Here is a 16,872-nt window from a genome sequence, read left to right on the forward strand (position 1 = left end):
GTAGGTAACAGGCCGGACTCAAACGGTTCGGTTTTGCTACGGCCCCAGGCTTTTGACCCAAGGAGGCTTGAGACGCCGAGCATGAAGGCACAGAGGCCGACAACGCCGAGAAGGAAAATGGCAAAGCCCCAGTTATGGGCTATGAGTCCTGTCGCTTCGGGCATGCTGGAAATCCTTAACAGAGCACAAAAGTCTCTGAGCTTAAAAAGGTAATAAAGCAGTGACGATATGTCGCAGCGCTATTGATGGCCGGGATTTTATGGGTAAACACCGAGCAAGTAAATTTTCTAAGAAGAATTAATTCAATCCTTTAGTGGTATAGCACTCCTCAAAGTCTGCGTAAGCCATGTGATACGGGCATTACAGCGTATTTCAGTGAATATGTTTTACCTCAGAGATAATCAACAACAGTAACTCTAAATGATAATTAATATCGTTTGGGTGGTGTGAATTGTGATGCTGTACGGCTAATCCATTGAACTTGGCTTATATAGACGCAATTGGCAAGTTTTGAACTTGCCTTTGTAACCTGATTCACGTTTCAGTTTATGGATCCAGATCACGATTTGGGTGAATGGGTGGATGTGAACTCAGCCTTGTTGTGGGGCGAGCTTTTGCTTTTTGGTAAGAGCTAGCTTGCTCGCGATCTTTTGATCGTTCAAAACGAAGATCGCAGCCTGCGGCAGCTCCTACAGCTCATTTTTGTGATCTTTTTTGTGTGGCCCTCTGGATGCGCCGATGCTGGCGCTCACTTGGCTTGAGAGCACACTGCAGGTACACAAAAAAACGCCCCGAACAGGTCGGGGCGCTAATCACTGAGCAGACGCTATCAGTGGAACTGTTCCTCTTCGGTCGAGCCGGTCAGAGCGGTTACCGACGAAGAGCCACCCTGAATAACAGTGGTCATGTCGTCGAAGTAGCCAGTGCCCACTTCCTGCTGGTGCGCCACAAAGGTGTAGCCTTTTTCAGCGTCAGCAAACTCTTGCTCTTGCAGTTTCACGTAAGCGGTCATGTCGTTACGGGCGTAGTCGTGCGCCAGGTTGAACATGCTGTGCCACATGTTGTGGATGCCTGCCAAGGTAATGAACTGGTGTTTATAGCCCATGGCCGACAGTTCTCGTTGGAACTTGGCGATGGTCGCGTCGTCCAGGTTTTTCTTCCAATTGAAGGAAGGTGAGCAGTTGTAGGACAGAATTTGGTCCGGGTATTCCTTTTTAATCGCTTCAGCAAAGCGACGGGCTTCTTCTAAGTCCGGCTTGGCGGTTTCACACCAGATCAGGTCGGCGTAAGGCGCGTAAGCCAAGCCCCGAGCAATGGCTTGATCCAAGCCTGCGCGCACTTTATAGAAGCCTTCTTTGGTGCGCTCGCCAGTCACGAAGGGTTGGTCGTAGGGATCGCAGTCCGAGGTCAGCAAATCAGCCGCGTTAGCATCGGTACGGGCCAAAATGATGGTCGGTACGCCAGCTACGTCGGCTGCCAGGCGTGCAGCGGTGAGCTTCTGTACAGCTTCTTGAGTTGGAACCAGTACTTTGCCGCCCATGTGGCCGCATTTTTTCACTGAAGCCAGTTGGTCTTCGAAGTGCACGCCAGCAGCGCCGGCTTCAATCATGCTCTTCATCAGTTCGTAAGCGTTCAATACACCGCCGAAACCAGCCTCAGCGTCTGCGACGATCGGGGCGAAGTAGTCGACGTAACCTTGGTCGCCCGGGTTTTTGCCCGCCTTCCATTGAATCTGGTCAGCGCGGCGGAACGAGTTGTTGATGCGCTTGACCACGGTTGGAACTGAGTCCACCGGGTACAGCGACTGGTCGGGGTACATGGACTCAGCAGAGTTGTTGTCTGCCGCCACTTGCCAACCCGACAGGTAGATAGCCTGGATGCCGGCTTTTACCTGTTGAACTGCTTGGCCCCCGGTCAGGGCGCCCATGCAGTTAACGAAATCTTTTTCAGGACGGAAGGACGGGTGTGCGCCCTGTGTCACCAGTTTCCACAGCTTGTCAGCGCCCATTTTTGCAAAAGTGTGCTCGGGTTGAACCGAACCGCGCAGGCGAACCACGTCAGCAGCGCAATAATCGCGGGTCACGCCTTTCCAGCGTGGATTTTCGGCCCAGTCTTTTTCAAGGGCTGCAATTTGCTGTTCGCGTGTCAGTGCCATGGAGATAAACCTCGTTGCATAGGTCTGGGTTGAAAAATTGGCTCCACCAGCACGCAACACTATTGTTTGAGTAAGCGCGTGGATGGCGGCTCGCTATACAGCATGCAGGGCCATTTTCAGGGCCTCTGATTAGCGGGAGCGGGGCCATCATGCCTTTGCATTTTTAAGTCGTCAAACGTTTTGTAGTGCTTTTTTAGATCCACTACATATTTGCTTTAATACGACTCGTAAGTCAGTTTTGGGCCTCTTGGTCGAGAGCATCGACTTTGACTCGCACCGTCATGTCATCCCGGCCTTGAGTCGTGTAGGTGCGGGTTATAGCGTTTTGGTCAGCTTGATTCTGGTTGTTGGTGCCTGACAGAGTGATCCACTGTCCCAGCGGCCCGCTGACCTGTGTGTCGGTATTTTGTACGTTCACTACATCTGGCTGCTCTTGGCTCATGGCGTCGAGATGCGTACTGATCGCTAGGTGCACGGTTTTGCCTGTGACGTTGGCCGTGACGTAAAGACCCTGCGTGACATCGCGATAATCGGTCTGTGTCAGCACTCGTCCATAGGTGTCCGTCTGCGTGCTGGTGAGGGGCACGCTTTGGCCGATCTGGATGCGTGCAGGCACGCCTTCAATGGTTTGAATCTGTTGAACGCCCCCTTCGCGGCTGGCGGTACTGATCACGCGTGTGCCGTTGCTCGAGTCGGGAAGGGCGTTGTCGAGGGTGTCGACAGTGATCAGCAAGCGTTTGGCGGGTCTGTCGAGTTGTGCCAGCAAGTCTTCAAGGTTTTTAATTTTTGAGGGTGATGCCTCAACAATCAGTTGATTGCCGTAAGCGTTGACTTTGCCGTTTTTACCGACAAAGTTTTCTGCGATCGGTAGCAGATCGGCGCCGGTTCTGTTTTGCAGGGTAATGACCTGAGTCTCGGCGAGGGCGTTGACGCTGATGATCAGAAGCAGGCTGGCGATGATGGCCCGAAGGGACATGTTGGTGATCTCCGCATTGCTTGAAGGGGGTGGCTTGAGTGTGGCAGATAGCAAAACGCCCTGCGATCTGAAGATGGCAGGGCGTTTTAGGGCTGCAGAGCGGTGCAACAATTAGCTAACGCGCACCATGTCAACGTGCGGAATACCGGCTTCGAGGAATTCGTCGCTGACGATTTTAAAACCATGTCGTTCATAGAACGGCGTTGCATGTACTTGTGCGCTGAGCTTTTGTTCCTTCAAGCCTCGTTTTTCAGCTTCGTCGATAGTGGCCTGCAACAAGGCGTCACCCACATTTAGGCCGCGCCAGTCTTTGAGGACAGACACCCGTCCAATGTGGCCGTCTGGCAACAGTCGGGCAGTACCAATCGGAAAGTCGCCCTCATAAGCCAGAAAATGCACGGCGTCTGCGTCGTCAGCGTCCCACTCAAGCTCAGGCGGAACCTGTTGTTCGGCAATAAACACTGCCTCACGGATGCGTCGAAGTTCGGCGTTGTCCTTATGCCAGTCGGCGACACGTACGTGAATGCTATTCATCGGCAAACCCCAAGCTTCCTTGTTTAACCAGCTCGAAGAGCAGGTTGCTTGCATCTTCGTCGGCCAACCAAGGGCCGAGATTGTCGCTATGCAGTGCGTCGGCCGCGCAGATCATTTTCAACAGCTCGCGCAACTTGCCTGGCAGCAGGCGGCTCTGACCGCTGGCGAACAACAGCAGGTCTTCGTCTACCTCGGACCACGCCAAGCGTGCGCTTGGGTTGCGGATCAGGATGGCGCCCTGTTCCAAGCTGTCGATCAACTCTTGTTCTTCGAGCTCGGGGCCGGCCACGAGTTCCGGATAGCGTGGCTCGGTCATGAACTGGCCGAACCAAGTCAGCAGCATGCGCTCGTCGCTCATGTGCTCAGTCAGCAAGTTCTTCAGGCGACCCAAGGCGTCCTGCTGAATTTGATGCGGATCGCTGGCCGGTTGTGCGTCGGCGTCGGTGTAGCGGTCTTCATCCGGCAGGTACTGGCTCAGGAAGTCAGTGAAATGCGTCAGAACTTCGGCCGCACTCGGTGCGCGGAAACCAACCGAGTAGGTCAGGCAGTCATCTACGGCAACACCGCAGTGGGCTAAGCGCGGTGGCAGGTAAAGCATGTCGCCGGGTTCCAAGGTCCACTCGTCGGTGGCCTGGAAGTCAGCGAGAATTCGCAGGTCGGCATGCTCCAGAAGTGCGCTCTCTGAGTCACACATTTGACCGATCTGCCAGTGACGTTTGCCGTGGCCTTGCAGCAGGAACACGTCGTAGTTGTCGAAGTGTGGTCCAACGCTACCGCCTGGCGCGGCGTAGCTGATCATTACGTCGTCGATGCGCCAGCTTGGCAGAAAGCGGAAGTTCTCCAGCAGCTCGCTGACCTCTGGTACGAATTGATCGACGGCTTGTACCAGCAACGTCCACTCACGCTCGGGTAATTTGCCGAATTCGTCTTCTGCGAACGGGCCGCGGCGCAATTCCCATGGGCGCTCGCCGTGTTCGATGATCAGGCGCGACTCGACTTCTTCTTCCAGGGCCAAACCGGCCAATTCGTCTGCGTCGATCGGGCTTTCAAAGTCAGGAATCGCCTGACGGATCAGCAGTGGTTTCTTCTGCCAGTAGTCGCGTAGAAACTCGCGCGCCGTGATGCCGCCCAGAAGTTGAAGTGGAATATCAGGATTCATGTGTAACCTATTGAAAAATTGCGCTTTGTATTCGGGAATAAAAACGCCCGGCACGGCCGGGCGTTAATGGGTTGTTGCAGTGATCAGATGCGCTTTGCTTGCTCGACGGCGTTGCCAATGTAGTTGGCAGGTGTCAGCAGTTTCAGCTCAGCCTTGGCCGCTTCCGGCATTTCTAGACCGTCGATGAAAACTTGCAGTGCCTCTAGGCTGATGCCCTTACCGCGGGTTAGCTCTTTGAGCTTCTCGTACGGGTTTTCAATGTTGTAGCGGCGCATCACGGTTTGGATCGGCTCAGCCAAGACTTCCCAGCATGCGTCTAGGTCAGCAGCGATTTTTTGAGCGTTAAGCTCCAACTTGCTGATGCCTTTGAGGCTGGCTTCGTATGCGATCACGCTATGGGCAAAACCTACACCGAGGTTGCGCAGTACGGTGGAGTCGGTCAGGTCGCGCTGCCAGCGGGAGATTGGCAGTTTGCTGGCCAAGTGCTGGAACAGGGCGTTGGCGATGCCTAGGTTGCCTTCGGAGTTTTCGAAGTCAATCGGGTTGACCTTGTGCGGCATGGTCGAAGAGCCGATTTCGCCTGCGATGGTGCGCTGCTTGAAGTAGCCGAGGGAGATGTAGCCCCAGATATCGCGATCAAAGTCGATCAGGATGGTGTTGAAGCGCGCTATCGCGTCGAACAGCTCGGCGATGTAGTCATGCGGCTCGATCTGCGTGGTGTACGGGTTGAAGCCTAGGCCCAGCTCGTCTTCGATGAAGGCGCGGGCGTTGGCTTCCCAGTCGATCTGGGGGTAGGCCGACAGGTGAGCGTTGTAGTTACCCACAGCGCCGTTGATTTTGCCCAGCAACGGTACGCCAGCGACTTGAGCGATTTGGCGCTCCAGGCGGTAAACCACGTTGGCAAGTTCTTTGCCCAATGTGGTTGGCGAGGCCGGTTGGCCGTGGGTGCGCGACAGCATTGGCACGTCAGCGAAGCGGATGGCCAGCTCGCGGATGGCCTCGGCAGTTTGGCGCATCAGGGGTAGCATCACGTCATCGCGGCCTTCACGTAGCATCAGGGCGTGGGACAGGTTGTTGATGTCCTCGCTGGTGCAAGCAAAGTGGATGAACTCGCTGACGTTGGCCAGTTCAGGCAGCTTGGCAGCCTGTTCTTTGAGCAGGTACTCAATGGCTTTTACGTCGTGGTTGGTGGTGCGCTCGATCTCTTTAACGCGCTCGGCGTGCTCCAGAGAGAAATTTTCGGCCAGTTCATTCAGAACGGCGTTGGCTTCGGCGGAGAAGGCCGGAACTTCAGGGATGGCGGCGTGAGCAGCCAAGCGCTGAAGCCAGCGAACTTCAACCAGAACGCGAGCGCGGATCAAGCCGTACTCGCTGAAAATTGGGCGCAGGGCCTGGGTTTTGCCGGCGTAGCGGCCGTCAACAGGGGAAACCGCAGTGAGCGAAGAAAGCTGCATGGGGTGTTCTCGGACAGTCGGGCAACGAAATGGGGCGCGTATCATACATGAAAAAAACGGCCGGTCCGTTGCCAACTGACCGGCGTCTTACGCGTAACGACGTTACAAAGTGTGCGTGCTGGCGCGTTTTAGTTGCCGCGCAGCATTGGGTAAAGCTCTTTGAGCAGCTTGCGGCGGCTAAATACTAGCTGCCAGCGATGCCCGCCCAATTGGCGCCAAAGCCGTGCGGAGCGAATGCCCGCCAGCAACAAAGCGCGAATTTTTGCAGCATTGTTTGGTTGTTGCAGGTTGCGCATATCGCCATGCACCTGAATGCGTTGGCGCAGTGTGCTTAAAGTGTCTTGATATAACCCGCCGCAGGCCGCCACTACGTTTTCATGCGCGGGGCCAAAATGCTCAACTTGCGACTGAATCTGTGGCAGACGTTTACCGATCAGTTCGAGCATGTCGTCGCGTTTGGTGAGTTGGCGCTCCAAGCCCAGCATTGACAGTGCATAACGCAATGGCTCGCGCTGCAGGGTGTTCGGGTCGCGCTCAAGGGCGCCAATCAGTGCCCGGTAGCCTTCACGCAGGTTGATGTCGTCACCGCCGTAGACTTCGAGTGTGTCTTTGGGGTCGCGTACGAGCAGGCTGCCGAGCATGCACGCCAGATCGGTTTCGCTTATCTGACCGGTCTTGGCGATTTTATCCACGAGCACAGCGGCAAAAAATACACCGCCAAGGGCTACCAGTTGCTCCTTGGTGGTGTTCATGGGCGAAGACCCTTGCTGGTCCAAGGCTCGGCGACTTCGATCACGCCGCCGCCCAAACAAACTTCGCCGTCATAAAACACCACGGACTGACCGGGTGTGACCGCGCGCTGCGGATCGTCGAAGGTGGCGCGGTAGCCAGTAGCGGTTTTTTCGAGGGTGCAGGGCTGGTCGCTTTGGCGATACCGTACCTTGGCCGTCAGGCGCAGCGGTGTGCTTAGGTCGATTGGGTTGACCCAGTAGATTTCGGAGGCCAGCAGGGCGCCGGAAAACAGCCACGGATGGTCGTTGCCTTGGCCAACGATCAGCTCGTTGTGCTCAAGGTCTTTGATCAATACGTACCATGGTTCGTCGCTGGCATCTTTGAGGCCGCCAATACCGAGCCCTTGGCGCTGACCGATGGTGTGGTACATCAGGCCGTGGTGACGGCCGATCACTTCACCTTCGGTGGTTTTAATTTCGCCCGGTTGTGCGGGCAAGTACTGCTTGAGGAAATCGCTGAAGCGGCGTTCGCCAATAAAGCAGATACCGGTGGAGTCTTTTTTCTTGGCGGTAGCCAGATCGTGCTTTTCGGCTATGCGCCGCACTTCTGGTTTCTCCAGTTCGCCCACCGGGAATAAGGTCTTGGCAATCTGCTCGCCACCGACAGCGTGCAGGAAATAGCTTTGATCTTTGTTCGGATCAAGGCCTTTAAGCAGCTCTGTACGGCCGTCAAGATCGCGGCGACGCACATAGTGGCCGGTTGCGATCAAGTCCGCGCCAAGCATCAAGGCGTAGTCGAGGAACGCCTTGAACTTGATTTCACGGTTGCACAGGATGTCTGGGTTGGGGGTACGTCCGGCCTTGTATTCGGCCAAGAAGTGCTCAAAGACGTTGTCCCAGTATTCGGCGGCAAAGTTGGCGGTGTGCAGCTTGATACCAATTTTGTCACACACGGCTTGGGCGTCTGCCAGATCATCCATGGCGGTGCAGTAATCCGTTCCGTCGTCTTCCTCCCAGTTCTTCATGAACAGGCCTTCCACCTGATAGCCCTGCTCCATGAGCAGAACGGCGGAAACGGAAGAGTCAACACCGCCGGACATGCCGACGATCACGCGCTGTTTTTCGGGGGCGACTAAGGCTGGATCACGCATAAGGTTTCAATGAGTGCCTTGAAAAAGGACGCGATTCTATCAGGCCCGAGCGCTCAAGGCTAAACCGAAGGGCGGATTAGCGTGAGGTCGAACAGTTGGCCGCTCAGATAATCGTCGATGCAGTGCAGGCTGAGCTCGCTGCGCCAGCGATGGCGTTGCGCTATCAGCTCGTCACGGGTCAGCCACAGAGGGCCGATGATGCCCGTGTCTAAGGTGTAGTCGGGGCGGTGTCTGAGGGCTTTGCCTGCAAAGCAAACGCGTTGATACGTCACGCCATTGCTGGGGGCGGTGTACAAATAAATGCCGATAACCCCTGTCAGCTCGACGTCGTAGCCGGTTTCTTCGAGGGTTTCGCGGATTGCGGCCTCAATTAGGGTTTCATTGGGGTCCAGATGGCCGGCGGGCTGGTTAAGTACGGCGCGCTCGCCGCTGTACTCCTCGACCATTAAAAAACGGCCGTTGTCTTCAACCACAGTGGCGACAGTGATGTGGGGGTTCCATTCCATGTGACGGTCCTGTTTTTTGTAGGAGCTGCCGAAGGCTGCGATCTTTTGAGGGGCCAAAAGATCGCAGCCTTCGGCAGCGTCTACAAGATTTGTGTTCGTATTTAAAACACAAACCCCGGCGTCGTGGGCCGGGGTTTGTGCTGTTGCCTGTTGCTCTTACACCACAGAAGCGATGATCGCGTTCAGTGTGGCGCTAGGGCGCATTACGGTGCTCACTTTGTCGGCGTCAGCGTGGTAGTAACCGCCGATGTCGACTGGCTTGCCCTGCACGGCGTTGAGTTCGGCAACAATTTTTGCCTCGTTCTCAGTCATGGCTTTTGCCACTGGGGCAAATTGGGCTTGCAGCTCTTTGTCTTCAGTCTGAGCAGCCAGGGCTTGAGCCCAGTACAGTGCCAAGTAGAAGTGGCTGCCGCGGTTGTCGATGTTGCCGACTTTGCGCGATGGCGATTTGTTGTTGTCGAGGAACTGGCCAGTGGCTTGGTCCAAGGTCTTGGCCAACACCAACGCTTTCGCATTGTTGTAGGTCGTGCCCAGGTGCTCCAGGGAGGCAGCCAGTGCTAGGAACTCACCCAGCGAATCCCAACGCAGGAAGTTTTCTTCCAGCAGTTGTTGGACGTGCTTAGGGGCCGAACCGCCTGCGCCGGTTTCGAAAAGACCGCCGCCGTTCATTAGCGGTACGATCGAGAGCATTTTGGCGCTGGTGCCCAGTTCCATGATCGGGAACAGGTCAGTCAGGTAGTCACGCAGAACGTTGCCGGTTACCGAGATGGTGTCTAGGCCGGCACGGGTGCGTTCCAGAGTGAACTTCATGGCCTCAACAGGCGACATGATGCGAATGTCCAGGCCGCTGGTGTCGTGATCCTTCAGGTAGGCTTCAACCTTTTTGATCATTTGTGCGTCATGAGCGCGCTTAGGATCAAGCCAGAAAATTGCCGGGGTGTTGCTAGCGCGGGAGCGGTTGACGGCCAGTTTGACCCAGTCGCGGATTGGCGCGTCTTTGGCCTGGCACATGCGCCAGATATCGCCTTCCTCAACCTTTTGCTCCATCAGCACGTTGCCGTTGCTGTCGGTAACCCGAACAGTGCCAGGCGTCTTGATCTGGAAGGTTTTATCGTGCGAGCCGTACTCTTCGGCTTTCTGCGCCATCAGGCCAACGTTTGGCACGCTGCCCATAGTGGTCGGATCGAAAGCGCCGTGTTTGATGCAGTCTTCGATCGTGGCCTGATAAATAGTGGCGTAGGAGCGGTCCGGGATGACTGCCTTGGCATCGTGCAGTTGGCCGTCAGCGCCCCACATTTTGCCCGAGTCACGAATCATTGCAGGCATCGAGGCGTCAACGATAACGTCGCTCGGCACGTGCAGGTTGGTGATGCCCTTGTCGGAGTTCACCATCGCTAGCGCTGGGCGATCGGCGTACACAGCTTGGATGTCAGCTTCGATTTCGGCTTGCTTGTCGGCTGGCAGGGTTTTGATGCGGGCGTACAGGTCGCCAATACCATTGTTCAGGTTGAAACCGATTTCTTTCAGGACGTCGGCGTGTTTTTCCAGCGCATCCTTGTAGAACTCGGCCACGATCTGACCAAACATGATTGGGTCGGAAACCTTCATCATGGTGGCTTTTAAGTGAACCGAGAACAGTACGCCTTGCTGCTTGGCGTTTTCGATTTCGGCCGCTACGAATTGGCGCAGGGCTTTTTTGCTCATCACGGAGCAGTCGATGATCTCGCCGGCTTGTACGGCGGTTTTTTCTTTCAGGACGGTGGTTGTGCCATCTTGAGCGATCAGTTCGATTTTTACGGTGTCTTGGGCTTCAACCAGGGCTGCTTTTTCGCTGCCGTAGAAGTCGCCTTCGCTCATATGAGCAACGTGGGACTTGGAGTCTGCAGCCCAGGCGCCCATTTTGTGCGGGTGCTTACGAGCGTAGTTTTTGACCGACAGCGGTGCGCGGCGGTCAGAGTTGCCTTCGCGCAGTACTGGGTTCACGGCGCTGCCCATGACTTTGCTGTAACGCGCCTTGATGTCTTTCTCGGCGTCAGTGGTCACAGTGTCCGGGTAGTCCGGAATGTTGAAACCTTGTGCTTGCAGTTCCTTGATTGCGGCTTGCAGTTGCGGAACCGAGGCGCTGATGTTTGGCAGCTTGATAATGTTGGCTTCAGGGGTAACAGCCAGGGCGCCCAGTTCGGCGAGGTGGTCTGCTACAGCCTTGTCACCCAATTGCTCGGGGAAGCTTGAAAGGATGCGGCCTGCCAAAGAGATGTCGCGCGTTTCTACGGCGATATCGGCACTGGCGGTAAAGGCCTCAATGATAGGCAGCAGTGAGTAGGTGGCGAGCGCCGGAGCTTCGTCGGTGAAGGTGTAGATGATCTTCGAACGGTTGGGCATTTCGGATTAACTCTCTTCTTTGCTGAGCGTGCTCAGATACTCGAGATGCGCAGGGTAGGCGCTTTCGTACACAGTGAACAATGGGCCGAAAGTCGAGGTTCTTCGCTGTGATGTGAATGCATCAGTAGAGCGTCAAGCGGTCGAGCCGGGGTAACGACTCAGCCTTTCTAGGCCTGAAAGACTCATTCCAGTAGTGTCTATGAGTGACTCCATAGTCACCGGCGCAGTATACATAGGTCATTAAGGTTGCTGCGAGGGGGCTGGTCTAACAGCTGTCATCCATTGGTCTAAGGCCCTGCGTCAAAATGTCCTTGTTTTTAGCGCAATACCCTTGTGTTCACAGGCTTTTGCCGACATTGACCGCTTTGTAAAAGCGAACGTGGATGACGTGTAGTGCGATAAAAAAACGGCCGATTCATCTGAATGAATCGACCGTTTTATGGCTAGCAGTGCTCAAGGGTTCATACCGAAAGGCGGTTGAGCTCAGGTGCAGTGATAGAGGAGGGCGCAGGCGCTTTGGCATCCGTAATCGCCACGGCATGCAGACCTTTTGGGCCTTGAATGATCTCAAAACTCACCGGTTGGCCTGCTTTTAGCGTCTTGTAGCCGTCCATCTGGATAGCTGAAAAATGGGCGAAGAAGTCGATTGGTTTGCCGTCATCGTTTATGCCTTCCTTGGCCTCAGTATTTATGAAGCCGAAGCCTTTGGCGTTGTTAAACCACTTGACCTTGCCTTGCATACTCATCTCCCTCTGCTGCAAACAACTCCATCACTGGAGTATCATCCAGTTCACTCGCGCAAAAACCACGAAATATGGTTGACTGCACGGACCTTTATTACCCACTGTGGGTTCTATTGGTTGTAACACCGTTTTACCGATAGTCAAGGTCACGCGGCGGCGCGGTTGAAATTTGAGACGTCTGCCTCCATCACTGTAATCGCTCAAAGACGAACCTTTCTTTCCATGCATGCAATCAGCCAGATTCGACTAACATCCAATCATGATCAACCCGATTTTGATGACGAAGACTCCGCTGGCTTAGCGGTACAAGAGGCTAAGCCTGCACTACAGGCGCCGCCGATGTACAAGGTGGTTTTGTTCAACGATGACTACACACCCATGGATTTCGTTGTCGAAGTGCTTGAGGTGTTTTTTAACTTGAATCGCGAATTGGCGACCAAGGTCATGCTGGCCGTTCATACAGAAGGACGGGCCGTGTGCGGGATTTTTACCCGTGACATCGCCGAGACTAAGGCGGCGCAGGTAAATCAGTACGCACGCGAAAGCCAGCATCCGCTACTCTGTGAAATCGAGAAGGACGGTTAACGCCGACCACTTGGGTATGAGGTGAAGCCATGTTAAATCGCGAGCTCGAAGTCACCCTCAATCTGGCCTTCAAGGAAGCGCGCTCAAAACGTCATGAGTTCATGACCGTCGAGCACCTCCTTTTAGCGCTCTTGGATAATGAGGCGGCCGCAACCGTTCTACGGGCCTGTGGCGCAAACCTCGACAAACTCAAGCATGACCTGCAAGAGTTTATTGATTCCACTACACCCCTGATCCCTGTCCACGATGAAGACCGTGAAACTCAGCCAACCTTGGGTTTTCAGCGAGTCTTGCAGCGCGCAGTCTTCCACGTGCAAAGCTCTGGCAAGCGCGAAGTCACTGGCGCTAATGTCTTAGTTGCAATTTTTAGTGAGCAAGAAAGCCAAGCGGTGTTCTTTCTCAAGCAACAGAGCGTCGCGCGAATTGATGTTGTCAACTTCATTGCGCACGGTATTTCCAAAGTACCCGGCCATGGCGATCACTCCGACAACGAGCATGAAATGCCTGATGACGAGGGCGGTGAGTCGTCGTCTTCAAGCAATCCTCTGGATGCTTATGCCAGCAACCTCAACGAGTTGGCGCGTCAGGGGCGAATTGATCCGTTGGTAGGGCGTGAAACCGAAGTTGAACGAGTGGCTCAGATTCTGGCGCGTCGGCGCAAGAACAATCCATTGTTGGTGGGTGAGGCGGGCGTAGGTAAGACTGCGATTGCCGAAGGCTTGGCCAAACGTATCGTTGATAATCAAGTGCCAGACTTGCTGGCTAACAGCGTTGTTTACTCGCTTGATTTAGGCGCTTTGCTGGCCGGTACTAAATACCGTGGCGATTTTGAAAAACGCTTTAAGGCGTTGCTGGGTGAGTTGAAGAAGCGCCCGCAGGCTATTTTGTTCATTGATGAAATCCACACCATTATTGGTGCGGGTGCAGCGTCTGGTGGCGTAATGGACGCTTCCAACCTGCTCAAGCCTCTGTTGTCATCAGGCGAAATCCGCTGCATTGGTTCTACAACGTTCCAAGAGTTTCGTGGGATCTTCGAAAAAGACCGAGCCTTGGCGCGTCGTTTCCAGAAAGTTGATGTCTGCGAGCCATCGGTTGAAGACACGATCGGCATTCTACGCGGGCTTAAAGGGCGTTTCGAGCAGCATCACGGGATTGAATACAGCGATGAAGCTCTGTGCTCGGCGGCTGAGCTGGCTTCGCGCTATATCAATGATCGACATATGCCTGACAAAGCCATTGACGTGATTGACGAGGCGGGAGCATACCAGCGCCTACAGCCGGTCGAAAAACGCGTCAAACGCATCGAAGTGGAGCAGGTTGAAGACATCGTGGCGAAAATCGCCCGGATTCCCCCTAAGCATGTTTCCAGCTCCGATAAAGAGCTGCTGCGCAATCTTGAACGCGACCTCAAGCTGACGGTATTTGGCCAAGATGCGGCAATTGACTCCTTGTCAACAGCCATCAAGCTGTCCCGTGCTGGGCTTAAATCGCCTGATAAGCCTGTGGGCTCCTTCCTGTTTGCAGGCCCGACGGGTGTGGGTAAAACCGAAGCTGCACGTCAGTTGGCTAAGGCGTTGGGTGTCGACCTAATCCGCTTTGATATGTCTGAGTACATGGAGCGCCACACCGTATCGCGTCTAATCGGTGCGCCTCCAGGTTATGTCGGGTTCGATCAGGGCGGTTTGCTGACAGAAGCCATCACTAAACAGCCGCACTGCGTGCTGTTGTTAGATGAGATCGAGAAGGCTCACCCTGAAGTCTTTAACCTGCTGCTGCAGGTGATGGATCACGGCACGCTGACTGACAACAACGGCCGCAAGGCTGATTTCCGTAATGTGATCATCATCATGACCACAAACGCGGGTGCGGAGACAGCTTCTCGGGCATCAATCGGGTTTACCTTGCAAGATCATGCCACGGATGCAATGGAAGTGATCAAGAAGAGCTTCACCCCTGAGTTCCGTAACCGCTTGGACACCATCATTCAATTTGGTCGCCTCAGCCATGAGGTTATCAAGCATGTGGTGGACAAGTTCCTCACCGAGCTGCAAGTGCAGCTAGAAGACAAGCACGTACAGCTTGTGGTGACGGATGCTGCACGCGGCTGGTTGGCTGCGGGTGGCTATGACGTACAGATGGGCGCGCGCCCAATGGCACGTCTGATTCAGGACAAAATCAAGCGTCCCTTGGCTGAAGAGATTCTCTTTGGTGAGTTGGCTGATCATGGCGGTGTGGTCAACATCGACCTCAAAGATGGCGAGCTGATCTTTGAGTTTGAAACTGACGTTGAAATGGCTTAATCCCAGCCAACAAAAAAGCGCCTTCGGGCGCTTTTTTTATAGGTAAACCCTGTAGGAGCTGCCGAAGGCTGCGATCTTTTGATCTGTTCTGACTTCAAAAGATCGCAGCCTTCGTGCCTCGGCAGCTCCTACGGGCTGGCGTTCGTTGTATCGCAGGCAAACAAAAACGCCCGGCAGAACCGGACGTTTTGTATTGGCTTGATTAACGAGCGCGGTAAGTGATGCGCCCTTTGCTCAAGTCATAGGGCGTCAGCTCGACGCGCACTTTGTCGCCGGTAAGAATACGAATGTAGTTCTTGCGCATCTTGCCGGAAATATGCGCGGTAACGACGTGCCCATTTTCCAACTCCACGCGAAACATGGTGTTGGGCAGGGTGTCGACGACAGTGCCTTCCATTTCGAAGCTGTCTTCTTTCGACATGCAGTAAAGCCCTCGGTGTCCAGTGAATGGCCCGGTGCAACTGCGCCAGGCAAAAGCGGCGTGCATTGTGCCCGAAAAGTAGGGTTTAAGCCAAGGGGTTCAGTTAAGAGTGCTCCAACTCTGATTAATCAGGAGCTCAATGGGCCGGTATTCGGTCTTATAACTCATCTTTTTGCAGTTCTTGATCCAGTACCCTAGGTACAGCGCATCCAGCCCCAAGCGGCGAGTCTCGGCAATCTGCCAGAGAATACCGAAGCGCCCCAGACTGCGGCGCTCTTCGCTGGGTTCGTAGAAGGTGTAAACCGCCGATAAACCATTGGGTAGCACGTCGGTCACTGCCACCGCCAGCAAGCGTGTGCCATGGCGGAACTCGTAAAATGTCGAGAACGGCAGGTCGCGCACCAAAAATGTTGAAAACTGCTCCCGGCTGGGCGGGAACATGTCCCCATCGGCATGCCGCTGCTCGATGTAGCGTTGATACAAATCAAAGTACTCATCGGTGAATCTTGGCTTGGCTGCTTTCACCTGTAAGTCCGCGTTGCGTTTGAAAATACGTTTTTGCTGACGGTTGGGAGTGAAAATCGCTACGGGTATGCGCGCAGCCGTGCACGCATCGCAGTGCACACAATGGGGTCGATAAAGATGATCGCCGCTGCGACGAAAGCCCATCTCGGACAAATCGGCATAGACCTGCACATCCATTGGCTGGCTGGGATCGAGGAACAGCGTGGTCGCCTGTTCGCCGGGCAGATAGCTGCAAGCGTGAGGTTGAGTGGCATAAAACTTTAAGCGCGCCAGCTCGGTCATGATTGGCCCTCGAGAAAACTTTGAATTAAGTGTAAGCCAGCTAGCAAAACTCGCCTATGAAACCCAGTGTGCAGTTGTAGGCTGATCTATATGTTTATGTAGAAAGCTGGCGAATTGTTCGCGGGGTATTGAGCGGGCGCCTAAGCTTTGCAGATGATTGGTTGGCATTTGGCAGTCAATCAGTACAAAACCCCATGCCTTCAATTGGGTGACTAACGTTGCAAAGCCAACCTTGGACGCATTGTCCGCACGACTGAACATAGATTCGCCAAAAAAGAGCTGGCCCATTGCTAGCCCGTATAAACCGCCCACTAACTCATCCCCGTCCCAGACTTCAACCGAGTGCGCATGGCCTCGAGCATGAAGCTCAATGTAGGCGTTCTGCATTTTTTCTGTAATCCACGTGCCATCGGCATAGTCTCGCGGCGCTGCACAGGCTTGAATGACTCTCGCGAAGTTCTGGTCGAAGGTGACCCGGTAGCGTTGCTGGCGCAGCAGCTTCGCTAGGCTGCGGGACACATGCAATTGTTCAGGAAACAACACCGTGCGCGGGTCCGGCGACCACCAGAGAATCGGCTGGCCTTCGGAAAACCAAGGGAAGCAGCCGTGTCGATAGGCTTGGATCAGTCGGTCAGGCGATAGATCGCCGCCTGCTGCGAGCAGTCCGTTGGGTTCTTGCATGGCCATTGTCAGTGGTGGGAAGGTCAAGGTGTCGCGTTTTAACCAAGTCAGCATGGCATTGGGTCTTACACAAGAGGGGAGGGGGCTGCAACTCTGACGCGATAACGTGGTCTGAGTCGAGCGGCTCCGTGGCTATAAGGGCAGAGCTATAAGTCTTTGTCACCAAAGGCAATGCATGCTCAAATTGGCGGGTCTTGGGCTGGCGCGTAGCGACTATACTCGGCGCTGGCCTCGGCGTGGCATCAGCGGCTTAAACCCGTACAATGGCCCGCGTGTTTGAGCTGTTC

General features: G+C 54.8%; 15 protein-coding genes and 1 pseudogene. 2 read left to right on the forward strand and 14 right to left on the reverse strand.

The genetic code is table 11. The annotated features are described in order from the left end of the window. From AQS70_RS15945 to AQS70_RS15995, 11 genes and pseudogenes are all read right to left on the reverse strand, one after another. A pseudogene (locus AQS70_RS15945) lies at nucleotides 1-164 on the reverse strand (NADH-quinone oxidoreductase subunit A); the annotation flags it as partial. A gap of 665 nt (nucleotides 165-829) precedes the next feature. Beyond that, nucleotides 830-2,155, reverse strand: coding sequence for an isocitrate lyase (gene aceA, locus AQS70_RS15950; RefSeq protein WP_055103731.1), 1,326 nt, complete (start codon nucleotides 2,153-2,155; stop codon nucleotides 830-832). Nucleotides 2,156-2,387: 232 nt separating this feature from the next. Next, nucleotides 2,388-3,131, reverse strand: a complete 744-nt coding sequence (locus AQS70_RS15955; RefSeq protein ID WP_055103732.1) for a secretin N-terminal domain-containing protein — start codon at nucleotides 3,129-3,131, stop codon at nucleotides 2,388-2,390. 111 nt (nucleotides 3,132-3,242) lie between these two features. After that, the gene (locus tag AQS70_RS15960) at nucleotides 3,243-3,665 is read right to left on the reverse strand and encodes a GNAT family N-acetyltransferase (RefSeq protein WP_055103733.1); all 423 of its coding nucleotides are present in this window, start codon (nucleotides 3,663-3,665) and stop codon (nucleotides 3,243-3,245) included. Then, a complete protein-coding gene (locus AQS70_RS15965; protein WP_055103734.1) occupies nucleotides 3,658-4,824 on the reverse strand; it encodes a ribosomal protein uL16 3-hydroxylase in 1,167 nt (388 codons plus the stop codon). The genes AQS70_RS15960 and AQS70_RS15965 overlap by 8 nt, the downstream gene beginning before the upstream one ends. Before the next feature lie 83 nt (nucleotides 4,825-4,907). Continuing rightward, nucleotides 4,908-6,278, reverse strand: a complete 1,371-nt coding sequence (gene purB / locus AQS70_RS15970) for an adenylosuccinate lyase (RefSeq protein ID WP_055103735.1) — start codon at nucleotides 6,276-6,278, stop codon at nucleotides 4,908-4,910. 128 nt (nucleotides 6,279-6,406) lie between these two features. Then, nucleotides 6,407-7,030 carry a high frequency lysogenization protein HflD gene (hflD, locus tag AQS70_RS15975; RefSeq protein WP_055103736.1) on the reverse strand — a complete coding sequence of 208 codons (624 nt, stop codon included), beginning with the start codon at nucleotides 7,028-7,030 and terminating at the stop codon, nucleotides 6,407-6,409. After that, nucleotides 7,027-8,160, reverse strand: a complete 1,134-nt coding sequence (mnmA, locus tag AQS70_RS15980) for a tRNA 2-thiouridine(34) synthase MnmA (RefSeq protein WP_055103737.1) — start codon at nucleotides 8,158-8,160, stop codon at nucleotides 7,027-7,029. The genes hflD and mnmA overlap by 4 nt, the downstream gene beginning before the upstream one ends. A gap of 59 nt (nucleotides 8,161-8,219) precedes the next feature. After that, nucleotides 8,220-8,666, reverse strand: a complete 447-nt coding sequence (locus tag AQS70_RS15985) for an NUDIX hydrolase (protein ID WP_055103738.1) — start codon at nucleotides 8,664-8,666, stop codon at nucleotides 8,220-8,222. A gap of 156 nt (nucleotides 8,667-8,822) precedes the next feature. Further along, complete coding sequence (locus tag AQS70_RS15990; RefSeq protein ID WP_055103739.1) at nucleotides 8,823-11,048, reverse strand: NADP-dependent isocitrate dehydrogenase; 2,226 nt, start codon at nucleotides 11,046-11,048, stop codon at nucleotides 8,823-8,825. Between the two features lie 461 nt (nucleotides 11,049-11,509). After that, nucleotides 11,510-11,788, reverse strand: coding sequence for a cold shock domain-containing protein (locus AQS70_RS15995; protein WP_055103740.1), 279 nt, complete (start codon nucleotides 11,786-11,788; stop codon nucleotides 11,510-11,512). A gap of 225 nt (nucleotides 11,789-12,013) precedes the next feature. Between AQS70_RS15995 and clpS the strand changes: the two genes are divergently transcribed. After that, a complete protein-coding gene (clpS, locus tag AQS70_RS16000) occupies nucleotides 12,014-12,376 on the forward strand; it encodes an ATP-dependent Clp protease adapter ClpS (protein WP_055103741.1) in 363 nt (120 codons plus the stop codon). 29 nt (nucleotides 12,377-12,405) lie between these two features. Next, nucleotides 12,406-14,676, forward strand: a complete 2,271-nt coding sequence (gene clpA / locus AQS70_RS16005) for an ATP-dependent Clp protease ATP-binding subunit ClpA (protein ID WP_055103742.1) — start codon at nucleotides 12,406-12,408, stop codon at nucleotides 14,674-14,676. Nucleotides 14,677-14,878: 202 nt separating this feature from the next. Here clpA and infA read toward each other — a convergent pair whose 3' ends face one another. The 3 genes from infA to aat form a co-directional block, all read right to left on the reverse strand. Further along, the gene (infA, locus tag AQS70_RS16010) at nucleotides 14,879-15,097 is read right to left on the reverse strand and encodes a translation initiation factor IF-1 (RefSeq protein ID WP_002553999.1); all 219 of its coding nucleotides are present in this window, start codon (nucleotides 15,095-15,097) and stop codon (nucleotides 14,879-14,881) included. Nucleotides 15,098-15,196: 99 nt separating this feature from the next. Further along, nucleotides 15,197-15,904 carry an arginyltransferase gene (locus tag AQS70_RS16015; RefSeq protein WP_055103743.1) on the reverse strand — a complete coding sequence of 236 codons (708 nt, stop codon included), beginning with the start codon at nucleotides 15,902-15,904 and terminating at the stop codon, nucleotides 15,197-15,199. Between the two features lie 54 nt (nucleotides 15,905-15,958). Then, entirely contained in the window at nucleotides 15,959-16,639 is a 681-nt protein-coding gene (gene aat, locus AQS70_RS16020; protein WP_055103744.1) for a leucyl/phenylalanyl-tRNA--protein transferase, read from the reverse strand. Nucleotides 16,640-16,872: the final 233 nt, after the last annotated feature.

The sequence above is a fragment of the Pseudomonas endophytica genome, from assembly GCF_001411475.1.
GTDB classification, from domain to species: Bacteria; Pseudomonadota; Gammaproteobacteria; order Pseudomonadales; family Pseudomonadaceae; genus Aquipseudomonas; species Aquipseudomonas endophytica.

Coding starts and splice junctions, on each gene's coding strand:
- aceA (WP_055103731.1), bottom strand. CDS start 2,155: ATGGCACTGACACGCGAACAGCAAATTGCAGCCCTTGAAAAAGACTGG.
- AQS70_RS15955 (WP_055103732.1), bottom strand. CDS start 3,131: ATGTCCCTTCGGGCCATCATCGCCAGCCTGCTTCTGATCATCAGCGTC.
- AQS70_RS15960 (WP_055103733.1), bottom strand. CDS start 3,665: ATGAATAGCATTCACGTACGTGTCGCCGACTGGCATAAGGACAACGCC.
- AQS70_RS15965 (WP_055103734.1), bottom strand. CDS start 4,824: ATGAATCCTGATATTCCACTTCAACTTCTGGGCGGCATCACGGCGCGC.
- purB (WP_055103735.1), bottom strand. CDS start 6,278: ATGCAGCTTTCTTCGCTCACTGCGGTTTCCCCTGTTGACGGCCGCTAC.
- hflD (WP_055103736.1), bottom strand. CDS start 7,030: ATGAACACCACCAAGGAGCAACTGGTAGCCCTTGGCGGTGTATTTTTT.
- mnmA (WP_055103737.1), bottom strand. CDS start 8,160: ATGCGTGATCCAGCCTTAGTCGCCCCCGAAAAACAGCGCGTGATCGTC.
- AQS70_RS15985 (WP_055103738.1), bottom strand. CDS start 8,666: ATGGAATGGAACCCCCACATCACTGTCGCCACTGTGGTTGAAGACAAC.
- AQS70_RS15990 (WP_055103739.1), bottom strand. CDS start 11,048: ATGCCCAACCGTTCGAAGATCATCTACACCTTCACCGACGAAGCTCCG.
- AQS70_RS15995 (WP_055103740.1), bottom strand. CDS start 11,788: ATGCAAGGCAAGGTCAAGTGGTTTAACAACGCCAAAGGCTTCGGCTTC.
- clpS (WP_055103741.1), top strand. CDS start 12,014: ATGCATGCAATCAGCCAGATTCGACTAACATCCAATCATGATCAACCC.
- clpA (WP_055103742.1), top strand. CDS start 12,406: ATGTTAAATCGCGAGCTCGAAGTCACCCTCAATCTGGCCTTCAAGGAA.
- infA (WP_002553999.1), bottom strand. CDS start 15,097: ATGTCGAAAGAAGACAGCTTCGAAATGGAAGGCACTGTCGTCGACACC.
- AQS70_RS16015 (WP_055103743.1), bottom strand. CDS start 15,904: ATGACCGAGCTGGCGCGCTTAAAGTTTTATGCCACTCAACCTCACGCT.
- aat (WP_055103744.1), bottom strand. CDS start 16,639: ATGCTGACTTGGTTAAAACGCGACACCTTGACCTTCCCACCACTGACA.